Genomic DNA, 16649 nt, shown 5'->3' with positions numbered 1-16649 from the left:
AAAACTCTCCTTTCCGGTTATATTCTGGCCAGTTCCGGCCACAGCGCGCGGAGCGCGATCTTGTCGATCTTGTCGAGATGGTTGCGCGGCAGCGGGTCGGGTATCACAACCACGCGCCCGGGCGCCTTGTAACGGGCCAGTCGTTCGACCACCCAGTCCGTCACCGCGCGCTCATCGACGTCGCGGCCGACGACGATGGCGACCAGTTGCTCGCCCAGCCGCTCGTCGGGAATGCCGAAGGTCGCGCATTCGACGATCTGCGGCATTTCGCCAAGCACCCGCTCAACCTCCGCGCAATAGATGTTCTCGCCGCCTGAAATGACCATGTCCTTCATCCGGTCGACGATGAACAGATAGCCGTCCTCGTCCAGCCGCCCGACATCGCCGGTGCGCAGCCAACCGTCTTCGGTGAAGGCCTTGGCGTTCTCCTCCGGCCGGTTCCAATATTGGCTCATCACCATGGCACCCCGGACCTGGATCTCGCCGCTCTCCCCGGTCTGCGTGGCCTGGCCATCTGCCCCGGCAATGCGAAGGTCGATCAGCGGCAGCACCCGGCCGGCAGCGGCGGGGTTGTTCAGGAAATCGGCACCTACAGCCTGCGCGATGGCGCCTGAAGTCTCGGTCATGCCATAGCCGACGCCGATCATCGCATGGGGGCAGAGCGCCCGCACCTCATCCAGCAGGTTGAGCGGCAGCGCCTGCCCGCCCGATCCGATATTGCGCAGCGACGACAGGTCCATTTCTCCCTGCTGTGCGTGGCGGATCATGTCCCACAACATGGTCGGGACGGACGTCAGCATCGTGATCTTCTCCCGCGCGATGATCCGCACCGCCTCCGCTGCATCCCAGCGGCGCATGATGACGATCTTCGCACCCGACAGCAGCGGCGCCAGAAAAGCGGAGCCAAGCCCCGAAATATGGAACAGCGGATAGACCAGCAGCGTCGCCTGCGGCGGCACCTGCGCCATGATGCTTTCGACCGACACGCCATAGTTGCGCGCCATATTGTGCAGCACCATCATGCCCGTCAGCTGCGTGCCGAGCAGCCCGGTGATCAGGCTGCGATGCGACAGCACCGCGCCCTTGACCCGCCCCGTGGTGCCGGAGGTAAAGAGGATCGCGCAGGGATCGTCGGCGTTCGCTCCGCCAATTTCGGGCAGCTCCCCGGCCTCGCCCAGATCGTCCGGCTGCAATGCATCTAGCACCGGCACCGGGCACCCGCTTTCCCGGATCAGCGCGGCGCGCTCAGCATCGGCCAGCACCAGCGCCGGCTCCGCATCCTCGATCATCGCCGCCAGTTCGGCGGGCGCGCCCCGGCTGTTGAGCAACACCGCAACGCCGCCCAGCCGGATTACCGCCAAGAAGGCGATCATCCATTCGGCGCGGTTGCGCATGCAAATCGCTACCCGGTCGCCGCGCCTAATCCCCAGTCGCGATGCCATCCGGTCGCGCCAGTCGAACGTCTGCGCATAGCTCAGCCGCCGCTCCTGGCCGAAATCGTCCTGTTCAACGAGGAAAGTCGCGTCGCCATGGCGACGCGCACTTTCGATCAATAGCGCCAGATCATCGGGCGCGCGGGAAAAATAGCGAATGCCGCCTCGCTCCCCGATCTCGAACGGGGTGCCGGCCGCCGTTACCTCGGCAAAAACGGGATCGACGCTAGCCATGGGGGGCCTTTCTATAAACTGACATTCATCCTCACCCGATTCGCCGCATTGGCCGAATTTTCCATGATCATATTCAGCAATATGCGTATTTCAAACGAATTTATTTTACGCATATCATTTTCATCGGAAATCCGCAGAAACGCGGCATTTCCTATAGCAGTCTTTCCCATATACGTGGAAAAATCCACCCCTAATTTCGACATATTCGGATTTTGAAGGTTTACATTTTCCGCATATCGATGACAATCCCCCACAACAGGCTCTGCCCTGGCGGGCGGACAGATTCGCAACAGGAGAGAAAATGTTTCCGAATTTCGAGGGTCAGGTCGCCATCATCACCGGCGGCAGCGACGGGATCGGCCTTGCCACGGCAAAATTGCTGGCTGCCGGGGGCGCGCAGGTCGTGATCTGCGGGCGGCGGCTTGAGATGCTGGAACAGGCAGAAGCGCAGATCAAGGCGGAAGGCGGCAAGGTCGAAACGGTCCAGCTCGACGTGGCCGACGATGCCGCGCTGACCGCGATGATCGAACGGGTAGCGGCGGATTACGGCCGGCTGGACATGCTGGTGAACAACGCCATGTCGACCCATTATGCCCCGATCAGCCGTCTGACGCTGGAACATTGGCGCAAGGATTTCACCGTCAACGCCGACGCCGTGTTTGTCAGCACCAAGGCGGCGATGGCCGTCATGGCCCGCGTCGGCAAGGGGTCGATCGTCAATATCGCGTCGACCTGCGGCATTCGCGCCGCACCCAATATGGCCAGCTACTCCGCATCCAAGGCTGCGTTGATCCACTTCACCGCCGTTGCCGCGATGGAGGGCGCCCGTTCCGGCATCCGCGTCAACGCCATCATTCCAGGTCAGGTGCAGACGGCGGGAACCGCCGATTTCGCCACCCGCGTGCCCGATATCGCCGCCCGCACGACCGACGCCATCCCGATGGGACGCGGCGGCACGCCGGACGAACTGGCCCATGCCATCGCGTTCATGCTGTCGGATTCGGCGAGCTACATTACCGGCACCGCGCTGCCCGTCGACGGAGGCAAGGCGGCGCAACTCTACATGCCAGGCTGACGGCCAAGGGTATAAAGTCGTAATTTTCAATACCATTAATACCGCAAATCGGCCATTATTTAGATATAATAGCTAATTTGCGTAATTTTAATTGACAATATATCCGCATACATTCACTGCGCTGCGTAACAAGCACGCTTTTTTGGGAGATGGAGGGGTGTCCGTGACACGCATCGCATTATTCAGCCTCATGCTGGGCGCCAGCAGCATCGCACATGTCAGCGCCGCACTGGCGCAGGAAGCCGACGGCGCCGCATCGGGCCAGCTGGGCGAAATCGTCGTGACCGCGCAGAAGCGCGAACAGAAGCTTCAGGACGTCCCCATCGCCATCAGCGCCATCGGATCTGAAAAGATCGAGCAGCTGGGCGTCAAGGATTCGCGCGATCTCAGCGGCCTGGCCCCCAACGTCACCATCGTTCAGGGCACGACCAGCAACAGCGCCGCCGTCTTCTCCATGCGCGGCATTTCCAACGGCGGCAGCGAAAGCTTCGGCGTGGACTCGGCCAACGGCCTCTATGTCGACGGCATCTACATCGCCCGCGCTGGTGCCATGGGCCTGGACGTGATGGACGTGCAGCGGGTCGAAGTGCTGCGCGGGCCGCAGGGCACGCTGTTCGGCCGCAACACGACCGGCGGCGCGATCGCCTTCATCTCGCGCGATCCTTCCTCCACCTTCCGTTTGAAGGGCGAGGCGGGCTATGGCAATTTCAACGCCTGGAACGGCAAGATCATGCTCGATCCGGGTGAGATCGCCGGCATTTCGACCAGCCTGTCCTACAGCCACAGCCAGCGCGACGGCCTGGTCGACAATCTCATGCAGCCCAAGGACAGCCGTGATCCGGGCGCGCGCAAGTCGGACTCCGTCCGCTTCGCGGCCAAGGCCAATCTGGGCGGTACCGGCTCCATCCGCTACATTTTCGATTGGAGCAAGGTGCGCGGCACGCCGATGCCGTTCATCCTCACCGATGTCGCCGATGGCACAACTCGTCCGCCGATGGTGGTCAACGGCCAGTCCATCATGGTGACGCAGCAGGCACCCGTGCAACAATATCTGGCGGGCGTGACCTTCGCCGACGCGCGCTGCGCCGCGCTCGCCACGCCCGAACGCGTCTATCGCAAGACGGTGTGCAACGACATTCTGAGCAGCGCCACCGACAAGAGCTGGGGCCATAACCTCCAGATCCAGAATGATTTCGGCGCTTTCAAGGTGAAGTCCACCACCGGCCTGCGCTACTGGCACAGCGACTCCGTGACAGATCTGGACGGCATCGGCGCCTTCACCGGCCCGCTGTTCACCAGCGCATCGCTGCTGAACGGCATGCCGGCCACGCTGCTGCAGAATATCTACCCGGCCGGGACCGCGGCGGCGCTCGCCGCGGCAAAGGTGCCGACCACCTCGCAGAATCTGTATGACGTCAGCAACAGCCGCCGACACAAGCAGTTCAGCCAGGAAATCGAAATTTCCGGCGACACCAGCACGCTGGACTGGGTCGTGGGCGGCTTCTATTTCTGGGAGAAGGGTTCGGAGAACGGCCGTCAGAACAGCGGCTTTATACTCGACACCAACAACATCCTGCTCGCGAACTTCGGCGGGCTCGGTCCTTCGTTGGCCGCCGCCAATCCGGCGCGCTACCGCATGGTGCAGACGCTCGCGCGGCTCAACTACACCGCCACTGCCGAAAGCACGGCGGTTTACGGCCAAGCCACCTTCTATCCGGGCGGGCGCAACAGCGGCATCCGCCTGACCGCCGGCGGCCGCTACACCTGGGACGACAAGACGATGTTCCGCCTGCAAAATGGCGCCGTCGCCCCGACTGTTCCGGAAACCGGCACGGCCAAGTTCCACAAGTTCACCTGGAACCTAATGGCGGGCTACGACATCACGCGCGACATCAACTTCTATGCGCGTGCAGCGACCGGCTATCGTTCGGGCGGCTTCAACTCGCAGGATGCCGCGATCACCGGCACCAACAAGCTCCCCTATTTCAAGCCTGAAAATGTGACGTCCTATGAAGTGGGCCTGAAGACCGAGCTGTTCGACCGTCACCTGCGCCTCAACATCGCCGGCTATCACAACATCTACAAGGACCTGGCGGTGAACGTGCCGCTCACCAATGCGCCGGTCGGCACCTTCGCCACCCGCATCGGCAATGCCGGCAAGGTCGTCTATAACGGCGTCGAGGCGGAAGCGCAGGCGATCCTGACGGAGAATTTCTCGGTCGACGGCAGCATCGGCTATGTCGATATCAAATATAAGGAGTTCCTGGCCGGTCAGTCGACCATTTCGGGCGCCGCGCCGGTCAATATCGCGTCGATCGTGACGCCGGGCTATACCTCGCCGCTGACCGCCAATGCCGCGATCAATGCGCAGTTCCCGCTCAACTGGGGTTCGGCGAAGATCGTCGGACGGCTGGGCTATACCCATGAGGACGGCAAGTACAGCTTCACCACCAGCAGCACCTCGCCGTTCAATGAGGAGCTGAAGGGCGACAACCGCGACATCCTCGACCTTCAGGTCGGGATCGACGGCATCCCGCTGGGTAGCGGCACTGGCGGCGTGAAGCTCTGGGCGAAGAATCTGACCAACGCCAAGGATTTTGTCCGCGGCGTGGACTTTGGCCAATTGGGCTTTGCGGGCGGCTATTATGCCGAGCCGCGGACCTACGGCATCACCTTCAACGCGCAATTCTGAAGTCCACGGAATTTGCTGCGACGGAACCCCGTCTCGCTTATGCGAGGCGGGGTTTTTCCTTATTGGCGGGCATCGGCTGCATCTTGCCCCGCCGCATTCACTGGCGCATAGGGGACCGATCCGCCCGCATCCTGCCCCGGGGAAAGTTGAAACGCGCATGACGGACGGCATCAGGGCCATTCTCGACCGGCTGCGCACCCCCGCCGACAATGTCGTGGCGCGGGCGCGCCGGATGGTGGAGGCCCATGTGCCGGAGGAACGCCGCGGCCCCGGATGGGACCGGCACTGGCGGGAACTGGAGGCTTATCTGGAGCTGCCCGGCCAATGGTCGGGTGGGGACAAGGACGATCATGACGGCTGACAAGCTTATCGACCTGATCCTGGCGCGCCTGGTGCGCGACCACGGTCGGAGCAAGCATCACTGGCGCAGGGTGGTCGGACCGATCCGGCTCTATGCGCGCGAAACCCATCCGCACTGCAACTGGGCCGCCACGCCGAGCGGGACCTTTCAGGAAAATGCGGCGGTCGAGACGCTGCTGGATGACTGGCGGATGCGCTATCCGCTGCTCGACAACAGCCCCGCCTGAACAAGACAGCTAAAAGCCGCAGACTTCTGCGGCTTTCGTAAGCCTGCGTTCGCCTTCGCTCATCGCCAAAACGCATAGTGCAGGTTCTTCGACATAGCCGCGGCGACCTCAGGTTTGACCGGGTTGATTAAGCCGCAATAGTCGGCAGTATCGCAAGCAGACCCACGCCCCATGCCGCCGCCTTCCGATCCGGGCTACCGGCACTTACCACCCACTCATTCGGCGGCCAGTCGCCGGCCGTGCGACATCTCAACGCCAATGATACTGGTGTTCCGCTTCGGCATTGGCATTTGCTTGGGAGAAATCGTTCGAAAACGGTTGACGTGTCACGAGGCGTGCATGTATAAATATTAGATCATTCTGTTTATTGCGATTGCATGACTTGAGCAACCACACCGGTATTTGACGAGGCTTACTGGAGCAAATGGGCAACGGCGCGAACGAATGACCACCCCTCCTGGCACTCGAGGCGACGAGTGCAGTGAGAGGATGAGGCACGGAACAGAGCGGATGTACACGCTGTATCAAGCGGAAACGGAATTGAGAAAGGCTGGAGAACAATGATCAAGATCGAGAGGGTGGCTCACGTCGTCATCAGCGTTCGTGACATGCAGAAATCACGCGATTTCTATACCCGCATCCTTGGATTGCAGGTGATGGGCGAAATTCAGGGCGTCATATTCCTGTCGGCGGGCGGACGCGACCATCATGAACTGGGGCTGGCGGAAATCGGTTCTCAGGCTGACAAGGCCAAGATCAACGAGATCGGAATGTTGCATTTCGCGTTTCGTCTCCGCAATGAGGATGATCTGCAAGAGGCCTATGACACCTTCCTGCGCGAGGGCGTCGAAATTGCCTATACCGTCAATCATGGCGTGACGAAGAGCGTCTATTTCTACGATCCTGACGGCCATGAACTGGAAGTCTATGCCGACAATTCGCCAGAAGAGGTTGCGAGCTTCGCAAATCCCTATGGTGGCATGGAAAAGCTGCCCTTCGCTCTTGATAAGCCGAGTCTGATGGATTCTATCATCAAGGCTCAGCAAACCCTCGCAGCGGGGAGCGTCAACTGATCCGGTCGCCGATGCAGGGCTTCAGCCCTGCATCGGCCCCGAGGCCGACTGAAAAGGCCGAAAAGATAATCAGATCGGCTCGATCCTGACGCCAAAGCCCGTCATGACAGGCATTGCATCGATGGGGTCCGTGCCGCTGAGGCTGATCGGCATGTTGACGTTCACCCCGGCTCCATCGCCCCAGCCGTGGGCGATCGATACGACGCCGGTACGAAGGGTCGCATCTGCCACGGCCCTTGCTTCAATGACATCGTGGGACGAAATGATTCTGACAGGGAACCCGGTTCAATGTCGCGAGATTTCAGATCGACTATGCCCCCACAGGAGATTGTCGGAGGTGCAGGCCCGACAGCAGCGCCAAACTGTGCGCGATTTCCCAATAGCTGAGCTACGCCTTGAGCTTGCGGGATCTGGAGGAAATGCTCGCCGAGCATCGACAAGAGCGGCGCCACGGTCGACTTCCTGTTCTCGTCCACCCGCAATCCTGGCGATGCGAAACGCTTCTGCTGGCGGGCCTATGCGCGGCATGGTCTTCCCGATCAGGTCACCATCGATGGAAACCCGACCAATGTGGAAGCTGCCAGCCGCTGTCGGGCCAAGGTTCAGATGCGAACTCGATCGCAGGCAATGCCACTCAAGGTCCGACAGAGCCAGTACATGAAAACTGCATCAAACTTGTCCACATGAGCCGCAAGGGACAGATGGAAGGCCATGACGCCCGAAATCCGTCGCTCGCCGATTAGTTCAGTCGCCTCGCGACATAATTTACCACTTCAAAAAACACTCCGCGCCTGCCCCGGATATTTACGACAGAACGGATGTAACCATCTGGCCACCGAACTTCATTCCGTTGGATGCATGGGCTGTGCCGTCAACAGGATCCCAAACTTCATATGCTGTGGCGGTTTCCTGAAACTCCGATTAGAAAGATCGAGGCGGCTTCAGCGGACAGCGCAGCTCGTTCGTCTTCCTCTGGCGGCGTCGGAAAGGCGATGAATCGAGAGCCGTAGGTCGCCAGGATATGGAAGGCACTGATGGCCAAGTCGTCGGGTTCGGCAGCCTCATATTTGCAAAGCACCGCTCGCAGATCACGAGTAGTCAGTTGCAGACGACTTTCATAATAAATCTGGCCAAGACCAGGAAATGTCCGGCTTTCCTCGATCAACGCCCGGATGATGGCAATGTTCTCCGGCGCCAGGTGCCTGTCCAGAATATTTCGGCACAAACGGACCAGCGTCTGATTTAGCGTTTCTCCAGACCTCAGCGAAAATGGCTCCATGTCAGCCAACTGCTGCACACGTCGCTTTACGAGTTGTTCGAAGGCGCCTGCCTTGCTACCGAATTGCCTGTAGATACTTGATTTACTGGCGTGAATTGCCCCCGCTACCTGCGCGAAGTTGGCGTGATAATATCCCTTCTCAAGAAATTCGGTCAGCAGAGCATCCGACATAATGGACTGCTTTTCCGGAGACATGCGGATTTCAACCGGCGTGCGTGCTTCAAGGGGTGCAGCACAGGTCGTGAGTGCACTCTCCTCGGTCGGATCGACAGGCAGGTTACCTGCCTGATAACCGTTGAGGAATAGATCGACCATTCTTGCCCCATGCACGGTTTGCACGGACTCTGTTGGGGCAGGATAGCTGAGAAGATAGCGCAGGCCTTCAATGCACAGGCTGCCGAATCGATTGGCGGCAGCGGCAGCGCTGGTAACCCGAATCTTGTCGTCAGCGATCAACTTTTCAAAATAGCCGCCGAACTGAACCCAGGCAGTCAGGCGCCTGTTGTGAATGTCGTTCGCCACATCGGGGAAATCGCGAATAGCGGCTATGCTTGCACGAAATATGTCACGGCTACGGTCGCTGGCGAACTGGTCAAGCAAATGGCGCGCGAGGAAACCGAGCACCGACCGCATCTCATCCTGTTGTGGGTGGACGGTGCTAAGATCGACATCATTGTCAGCTAATATCCGGCTTGCAACAGCAACAAACAGATCCGCCTTGCTTTTCCAATCCCGATAGATTTCGCGTTTGCTGACATGGGCGCCCTTGGCGATGGATTCTACGCTGCTCCGCTCAAATCCATCAGCGAGAAAGTGGCGTTCAGCGGCATCGAGGATCCGGGTCTGTCTGTCGATTTCTGTTGTCATGAATGAAGTGACTGCCTTCCTCCGGAGCGGTGCGAATAGCGCCTCGGTAAAACCATGTCCATCCGAAGGGACGTGATGCGGCGCAGTCAAACGGATATTGTTGACAGGTCCCGTACCGATCGGTACCAATCCGACATAGCTACACATGTGGCGCTCGATCCACGAGAATGAAACGCCGGGAGGACCCATTGAACGCCACGCGAAAGTTGCTTGCCTCTGCGAGTCTGGTCTTGGCGTTGTTGGCGCCCGGCGTGCGAGCGCAGGTACTTGAACAGGTCAAGAGCGCCGACAGCCGAATCGCCGTGGCCGGCACCAAGGAGAAATGGATCGGTGAGCCAGTCGCTCCCAAGGGCGCACCCAATGTCGTCGTCATCCTGCTCGACGATGTCGGCTTTGCTGCCGCCAGCACCTTTGGCGGCGTGGTCCCCACCCCGGCCATGGACAAGCTGGCGGGCGAAGGGCTGCGCTACAATAATTTCCATGTGACCGCGCTGTGCTCGCCGACGCGCGCTGCCCTGCTGACCGGGCGCAACGATCATCGCGTGGGATTCGGCACGGTGAGCGAATCCGCCAGCCCCCATCCCGGCTATGACGGCGTGCTACGAGACGATGCGGCAACCTTCGCCAAGGTACTGCAAGACAATGGATACAGCACGGCCGCCTTCGGCAAATGGCACAATACGCCCTATTTCGAGATCAACCCCACCGGACCGTTCAAGCGGTGGCCGACGGGACGGGGTTTTGATTATTTCTACGGCTTCATGGCCGGGGCGATGGACCATTTCAATCCGGCGCTTTACCGCAATACTGTCCCGGTCGCGCAGCCCCGGTCCGTTGCCGAAGGTTATAATCTGACCGCCGACCTCGCCGATGATGCAATTGCCTGGATCGGCACGCATAATGCGCTGGCGACAGACAAGCCCTATATGCTCTATTTCGCGACCGGCGCCACGCACGAGCCGCATCAGCCGCCGCGCGACTGGATCGAGAAATATCGCGGTCGCTTCGACAAAGGTTGGGACGTGCTGCGAGCGGAGAGTTTTGCGCGGCAGAAGAAACTCGGCTTCATTCCCGCCAATGCCAAGCTGACGCCGCGCCCTGCGGAACTGCCGGCCTGGGACAATCTCTCGCCCGATCAGAAGAGGGTCTATGCGCGCCAGATGGAAGTGTTCGCAGCGTTCCTGGCCTATACCGATGCCCAGATCGATCGCCTGGTCAGCGCTGTGCGCGCCGCGCCGGGCGGCGACAACACCATCATCCTCTATGTCGTGAGCGACAATGGTGCGAGCGCGGAGGGCGGGCCGGAAGGGCGCGACATCGCCGGGCTGAACAGTTTCGCCGCCTCTGACACGGAACGGGCGCGCCGGGTCGATGAGCTGGGCATGCCGAACCACGCCGCGCAATATTCGGCGGGATGGGCATGGGCGACCTCTTCGCCGTTCAAATGGACCAAGCAGGTCGGTTCACATCTGGGCGGCACGACCAGCCCGCTGATCGTATCCTGGCCGGCGGGCATCAGGGAGCACGGCGGGCTGCGCACCCAGTTCACCCATGTCAACGACATCGCCTCGACCCTCTATGATGTGATCGGCATCAAGGTGCCGGAAACGGTCGATGGCGTCCTGCAGTTGCCGATGGATGGGGTGAGCTTTGCCTATAGTTTCACCCAGCCCAAGGCGCCCTCACGGCACAATATCCAGATATTTGAGCAGATGGGCAATCGCGCCATCTACAAGGATGGCTGGTGGGCCGGAGCGATGCATTCGGTGCCATGGAATTACCAGCGCAGCGAAGATTTCTCCAAGGACCGTTGGGAACTCTATAATCTCAATGTAGACTATAGCCAGAACAATGATCTCGCCGCCAAAGAGCCTGTGCGACTGCGTGAGATGCAGGCGCTGTTCGACCGTGAAGCGCGCGCCAACAATGTCTTTCCGTTGAACAACTCGTTCGGCAAGAATGGTTTTGGGGGCGAGCAGCCACGATTGCTGGATGGCCGCAAAAGCTTCACATTCCAGCCAGGTTTTCAGCGCATGCCGGCATCGCAAGCGCCCGATTTCAGCCGCTCGCATCGGATCGCGGCGGACATCGTCGTGGGCGATCAGCCGCCTGAAGGCGTGATCCTTGCCGACGGCGGCAATCAGGGCGGCTTCCTGCTCTATGTCCGGGATGGCCATGTGGTTTACGAAAATATCTTCCGTGGCGGCGCCCATCGGCAAACGCTTGTCGCCTCGACGTCGCTGCCGACCGGCAAGGTGGAGGTCGCCTATGACTATGTGGCGAACCCAGCCAAGAAAGGCAGCGGCACGGGACGACTGAGTCTGAACGGAACGGTCGTTGCAGAAGCGGAGATTCCCTATTTCGAGCCGCCGACCTTCACCAGCGAGTATGACATGTTTACCATCGGGCGCAACGGCGAGGCGGCGATTAGTCCTTCGATGCAGGGAACGGCTGCGTTCAGCGGCGATCTTCGCGAAGTTCGCGTGACGCTCAATTAAAGTGGTCGAGCCGGAGGCACATGACCCCGGCTTGCTCAAAGCGATACGGCGACAAAGGATGTGGGCAGCCTGCGTCCGATTTGGCGCAGCGCGCGCTCTAATTAGTGCCCGCCCATAAACGGGGTGTTTTTGCGATCTGGTTGGGCTTTGGGCTCGGGCTGGATCAGCATCGACAGCGCATTATGAGTTGGACGGGTCGCTGTTTTGACGCCCGAGGGCAGGATTAAGGGGAGACTGGCACTTCTGCCCGGGCAGTAGACAAGAGGGATCGCCCGGTGGCGTCCGGTGAAGTGTTCTGGGGGTGCGGATCTGACTATGTTGGCTTGAGGCGGGCGAAGATTGCGAGATTGTTGGCGACGACCGACGACCAGACATAGGATTTGAAGTGGTCGATCCCACGCCATGTGCATCGCGTCAGGCCGTAGGCTCGCTTGAGGCACGAGATGCCAGCCTCGATCCCAGCTCGGAAGTTACGCAGCTGGCGATAGATCCATTTGCTCTTGGTCATGTCCTCGATTTTTAGACCGCACTTTTTGTGGAATGCGACGTCGCGCACTCCGATTGCCTTGGCCTGTTTGAGATTGTCACGACTGGCAAAGCCACCGTCGGCAGCTGACTGGCGCGGTGGTTGGCCATACAAGGTTACATGCCGTTCGAGCATGGGCAGAAAGCGTGCCGCATCCGCCGGATTGCCATCCTCTATGACGGCGTCGAGGATCATGCCGCTCTTGCCGGTGGAGAAGTTGAGCTTGTGGCCGTATTGGACATCACGGCCGCCTTTGACGATGATTTCGGCATGCGGTTCAAACAGGCTGACCAACTTGTCGGCCGCCGGTACGCGCTCGCCGGTGAAGACCCGTCGCCGGGTCTGGTCGATGACCCGTTCGATCAGGGGCAGATAGTGTTCGACCTCAAGACGCCAGGCTGCGCTTTCGATGCTCGAGGCAAGGTGCAACGCAAGGCTCCGGAGCGATGCCATCGTGGCCTGGGTGGCATCGATCAAGTCCCGGTACAGCCGGGCTTTCCTGTCCTTGCCCCGACTGTATCGGATCGCCAGCGCCCTTTTCTTGGCGAGCCGCTGGCGATTGCGCCAGGCGACGGCGGTGCCGCCCGGAAGGCTGGCGGCCTGCTTGAGCAAGCGTGTCATGACCCGCACGCTGTCGAACAGCAACGAACTGTCGCTGGGGGCGTGCATCAGCGCCTCGCACACGGTGCTGTCGATCCGCACGGCCATCCCGCGCTCGATCTTTTCCTGCCTGGCATCGCTCAGCAACGCCCGATTGATTTGTTCCCAGGACTCCGCCCTGATCCGACTAATCGTCTTTTGCAGCACCGACTTCTTCGGGCACAATGCCAGGGGCAGCCGGGCGAAGGCGCGAAACGAAGAGGAATCCTCAAGGTGAAAGGCCAGTTCCTCGTAACTCAGCTGGCGATACTGCTTGAGCACGGCGCATCGCAGAACCGATTCCACCGGCAAACCCTGGCGCCCCGTGTCCTTGATGCCAGCCTCGCCAAGATCAGCCGCCACCAGTGTCAGCAGCTCACTGTGTGCCTCGAGCCACCCGGAAATAGCCTTGAGCTCACGTCCGATCTGGTGATCGGCAAACAGATCGAATAGGCTGCTCTGGATGATGCGTTTCTGGCGCATTGTCGGCTCCGGCGTGTGTTGATTATGCCATGATCTCAGTGGTTTGAGCCCAAAGCATAACCGACACCGTCGGGCCTTCAAAGCCCGAATTCCTGGATTAAACGCAATATTTCAATATCTTAGCGTTTATGGGCAGGCACTAATTAAGGGGATGGGAGAAGGATATGCATGATCTTGACGGCCAAGTCGCGCTTGTTACGGGCGCTGCGACCGGCATCGGTCGTCAGGCGGCCTTGAGCTTTGCCGCAGCGGGCGCGCATGTGGTGCTCGCCGATGTAGCAAAAACCGCTGGCGAGGAGGCTGCCCATGCCGTGGAGGCGGCAGGCGGACGCGCGATCTTCGTGGCGACGGATGTGTCGCGCGACGCCGATGTCGCCCATGCCGTCACCCTGGCGGTCAAAAGCTTCGGCGGGTTGCATTGCGCCTTCAACAATGCGGGCATCGCGCCGCGTGGCGCGCCCGTGGCCGAGATGTCGGAAGAGGATTGGGACCGCACCATCGGCGTCAACCTGAAGGGCGTCTGGCTCTGCCTGAAGCATGAATGCGCCCATATGCTGGCCCATGGCGGCGGCGCCATCGTCAACACATCGTCGATCATGGGTGTGGTGAGCGGACCGGGGCTGGCCGCCTATTCCGCGTCCAAGACCGGAGTGGTCGGTCTCACCCGCGCCGTCGCGCTGGATTACGCACGGGCGGGCATTCGGGTGAATGCGGTCTGCCCAGGCGGCATCGCCCATACCGGGATCACCGATCGCCCGGATAACCAGAAGGACATGGAACAGTTGATGCAGGCGACGCCCATGGGCCGGCTGGGGGAACCCCATGACATCGCCAGCGCGGTGGTCTGGTTGTGTTCGCCGCAGGCCGGCTTCATCACGGGGCAGGCGCTCAGCATCGATGGCGGATTCACCACTTGGTAAGAACGGGGAAGGTGCCCCCGATCCTCCAACAGCACCGCCACAAAAGACAATATCTAAAAGGGAAATCATATCATCATGAAGTATCTTTACTTGTCGGCAAGCATCGCCGGGCTCTTGTTCGGTGGATCGGCCGTCGCGCAAGATGTGGTCGACCAAGCTTCTGCTCAGCAGCTACAGGCGCAGGCTGCCGGATTTGACGATATCGTGGTCACCGCGCGTCGCCGCGCCGAACCGCTTCAGGACGTGCCCGTCGCCATCACGGCGCTTTCCGGGCAGGCTCTGCAGGAGATGGGCGTGCGCTCGACCGACGACCTGCAAAAGGCGTTGCCGGGCGTCAACGTATCGGGCCAGCGCCGCGACGATGCCAGTTTCTACATCCGCGGCCAGGGGCCGGGCATCTTCAGCTTCGGCCAGCGCAATTTCACCAGCGTCGCGACCTATTTCGCCGAAGTGCCCGCCCTGGTGAGCGGCCCCGGCGTGTTTTTCGACCTGAGCGGCGTGCAGATATTGAAGGGGCCGCAGGGCACCCTGTTCGGTCGCAACACGACAGGCGGTGCCGTTCTGTTCGAACCGCAGCGGCCTACGCAGAAGATTGAGGGCTATGTCCAGCTTTCGGCTGGCAATTACGGTTATCGGGAACTGGAAGCGGTCATGAACCTGCCGATCAGTCCCGATCTCCTGTCGATCCGGCTGGCAGGCAATGTCGCTGAGCGGCACGGCTTCACCACAAGCGTGCTGACTGGCCAGCATCTCGACGGGCGCGATTATCAGGCCTATCGCGCGTCTATCCTCTTCACGCCGGCCGCCGGCCTTGAAAACCTCACCATTATCGATGGCAGGGTGAAGGACCAAAGCGGCACGTCCGCCGTGATCCGTCAGGTCAATCCGGCATCTCCCACAGGCGCGCTGATCGCCCCCTATCTCGCGCAGCAGCGGGCGCTGGGCGTGCGCCGGACGCTGCTTCCGGTGGCGCTCTATGATCGTCAGTCCGGCTTCGGCGTCACCAACAAGACCACCTGGGAAGCATCGGACGCGATCACGCTCAAGAACATCGTCTCCTTCCGCCGCAACCGCGTCGATCAGGCGAGCGATTTCGACGGCACGCCCGTCAACACCTTCTTCATCGAAAATGTGCCCGGCGAGCGCGGTTGGCAGATCGGGCAGGAACAGTTCACCGAAGAGTTCCAGGTTCAGGGCAAAGTACCGTCCATGGGTCTCGAATATATCGTCGGCTATTATCATGAACTGACGAAACCGGGTTTCCCGCAAGAGGTACGGCAAAGCCTGTCGGGTAACGTTTCGGTGCGCAGGCTTGACTATCGCGACCAGAGCGACGCCCTGTTCGCCCATGCGGAAATCGATCTGACCAACCAGTTCCAACTCAGCGGTGGTTTCCGCTATACTTGGGACAAGCGAGCGGCGGGCATCGGCGTGTTCAACACCGCTGGCGATTGTACACAGCGTGTTCCCGCCGGGACCGGGCCGATCACCTGTCCGTTCGAAGCGAGCGGCAAGTTCAAGGCGCCGTCCTATGACGCCACGATCCAGTATAAGCCGATGGACCGGGTGTTGGCCTATCTGTCCTATCGCCGCGGTTACAAGAGCGGTGGCCTGAACCTGCCATCGCCGGCGCCGGAATTCACCGCTTTCCGCCCCGAACATGTGGACAGCTTCGAAGCCGGGCTCAAGGCCGACTGGAATGTCGGCGTGCCGTTGCGTACCAATCTGTCCGCCTTTATCGACAAATATAAGGACATCCAGATTTCGCAGCCGGTCGTCATTCCGGGCGTTGCGATCACATCCCTGGTCCAGAATGCGGGCAAGGCGACGAACAAGGGCTTTGAATTCGAAGGGTCGATCAGGCCGCTCGAAATACTCACCATCAACGGCTTCGTCTCCTACCTCGATGCGCACAGCAATGTGACGGTGCCCGGCACCGCCGCGATCAAGGGGCGGCAGACCGCATTCCAGCCGAAGTGGAAATATGGCGTAAGCGGCAAGCTCGACCTGCCGGTGAGTGACGCGCTGGGTACCCTTGGCCTCAGCGTGGACTATAGCTGGCAGGGCAAGGTCAATACCAACGAAACCAACGCCGCCTATCTCACCACCTATCCCAGCTACGGCCTGCTCGGTGCGCGCGTGGAGCTCAAGGACGTGGCGCGCTCCGGCATCGATCTGGCGGTGTTCGGGTCGAACCTGACCAACAAGACCTATATTCTGGGCGGCTTCCCCCTGACCAGCAGCCTCGGGTTTGAATCCGCTTATTATGGCGAACCGCGAATGTACGGGATTTCGGCCCGGATGCGCTTCGGCAACTGAACCGGGCATGTGCTGGCGGCCGGC

General features: G+C 60.7%; 12 protein-coding genes and 1 pseudogene. 9 read left to right on the top strand and 4 right to left on the bottom strand.

Features of this window, described 5'->3' with window-relative positions; genetic code table 11:
* Nucleotides 1-17: 17 nt before the first annotated feature.
* The gene (locus HUK73_RS24340) at nucleotides 18-1667 is read right to left on the bottom strand and encodes a class I adenylate-forming enzyme family protein (RefSeq protein WP_176594329.1); all 1650 of its coding nucleotides are present in this window, start codon (nucleotides 1665-1667) and stop codon (nucleotides 18-20) included.
* Nucleotides 1668-1968: 301 nt separating this feature from the next.
* Between HUK73_RS24340 and HUK73_RS24335 the strand changes: the two genes are divergently transcribed.
* The 5 genes from HUK73_RS24335 (at nucleotide 1969) to HUK73_RS24315 (ending at nucleotide 7094) form a co-directional block, all read left to right on the top strand.
* On the top strand, nucleotides 1969-2742 hold the full coding sequence (locus tag HUK73_RS24335; protein ID WP_176594328.1) for an SDR family NAD(P)-dependent oxidoreductase: 774 nt from the start codon (nucleotides 1969-1971) through the stop codon (nucleotides 2740-2742).
* Nucleotides 2743-2905: 163 nt separating this feature from the next.
* Nucleotides 2906-5434 carry a TonB-dependent receptor gene (locus tag HUK73_RS24330; protein ID WP_369805605.1) on the top strand — a complete coding sequence of 843 codons (2529 nt, stop codon included), beginning with the start codon at nucleotides 2906-2908 and terminating at the stop codon, nucleotides 5432-5434.
* Nucleotides 5435-5591: 157 nt separating this feature from the next.
* Nucleotides 5592-5795: a hypothetical protein gene (locus tag HUK73_RS24325; protein ID WP_176594327.1), complete on the top strand. Its 204-nt coding sequence runs from the start codon at nucleotides 5592-5594 to the stop codon at nucleotides 5793-5795.
* Nucleotides 5785-6021, top strand: coding sequence for a hypothetical protein (locus HUK73_RS24320; RefSeq protein WP_176594326.1), 237 nt, complete (start codon nucleotides 5785-5787; stop codon nucleotides 6019-6021). The genes HUK73_RS24325 and HUK73_RS24320 overlap by 11 nt, the downstream gene beginning before the upstream one ends.
* 560 nt (nucleotides 6022-6581) lie before the next feature.
* Nucleotides 6582-7094, top strand: a complete 513-nt coding sequence (locus tag HUK73_RS24315; protein ID WP_176594325.1) for a VOC family protein — start codon at nucleotides 6582-6584, stop codon at nucleotides 7092-7094.
* Nucleotides 7095-7163: 69 nt separating this feature from the next.
* Here HUK73_RS24315 and HUK73_RS24310 read toward each other — a convergent pair whose 3' ends face one another.
* Complete coding sequence (locus tag HUK73_RS24310) at nucleotides 7164-7358, bottom strand: hypothetical protein (protein WP_369805628.1); 195 nt, start codon at nucleotides 7356-7358, stop codon at nucleotides 7164-7166.
* 141 nt (nucleotides 7359-7499) lie between these two features.
* On the opposite strand from HUK73_RS24310, the pseudogene HUK73_RS24305 reads away from it, so the two are divergent.
* Nucleotides 7500-7837 (top strand): annotated as a pseudogene (locus tag HUK73_RS24305) (DDE-type integrase/transposase/recombinase); the annotation flags it as partial.
* Between the two features lie 146 nt (nucleotides 7838-7983).
* On the opposite strand, the gene HUK73_RS24300 reads toward HUK73_RS24305, so the two are convergent.
* Nucleotides 7984-9240: a TetR/AcrR family transcriptional regulator gene (locus tag HUK73_RS24300; RefSeq protein WP_176594324.1), complete on the bottom strand. Its 1257-nt coding sequence runs from the start codon at nucleotides 9238-9240 to the stop codon at nucleotides 7984-7986.
* Nucleotides 9241-9428: 188 nt separating this feature from the next.
* Here HUK73_RS24300 and HUK73_RS24295 point away from each other — a divergent pair, with 188 nt between their 5' ends.
* Nucleotides 9429-11738 carry an arylsulfatase gene (locus HUK73_RS24295; protein ID WP_176594323.1) on the top strand — a complete coding sequence of 770 codons (2310 nt, stop codon included), beginning with the start codon at nucleotides 9429-9431 and terminating at the stop codon, nucleotides 11736-11738.
* A gap of 313 nt (nucleotides 11739-12051) precedes the next feature.
* Here HUK73_RS24295 and HUK73_RS24290 read toward each other — a convergent pair whose 3' ends face one another.
* Nucleotides 12052-13386 carry an ISNCY family transposase gene (locus HUK73_RS24290; RefSeq protein ID WP_176592939.1) on the bottom strand — a complete coding sequence of 445 codons (1335 nt, stop codon included), beginning with the start codon at nucleotides 13384-13386 and terminating at the stop codon, nucleotides 12052-12054.
* Nucleotides 13387-13550: 164 nt separating this feature from the next.
* Between HUK73_RS24290 and HUK73_RS24285 the strand changes: the two genes are divergently transcribed.
* Together HUK73_RS24285 and HUK73_RS24280 are read left to right on the top strand one after the other, a co-directional pair.
* Nucleotides 13551-14306: an SDR family NAD(P)-dependent oxidoreductase gene (locus HUK73_RS24285; protein WP_176594322.1), complete on the top strand. Its 756-nt coding sequence runs from the start codon at nucleotides 13551-13553 to the stop codon at nucleotides 14304-14306.
* A gap of 75 nt (nucleotides 14307-14381) precedes the next feature.
* On the top strand, nucleotides 14382-16625 hold the full coding sequence (locus tag HUK73_RS24280) for a TonB-dependent receptor (protein ID WP_218036709.1): 2244 nt from the start codon (nucleotides 14382-14384) through the stop codon (nucleotides 16623-16625).
* Nucleotides 16626-16649 lie beyond the last annotated feature (24 nt).

The sequence above is a fragment of the Sphingobium sp. EM0848 genome (assembly GCF_013375555.1).
Lineage (GTDB): Bacteria > Pseudomonadota > Alphaproteobacteria > Sphingomonadales > Sphingomonadaceae > Sphingobium.
Note: the sequence above shows the minus strand (reverse complement) of the source record. Positions and strands in the feature narration are given on the sequence as shown.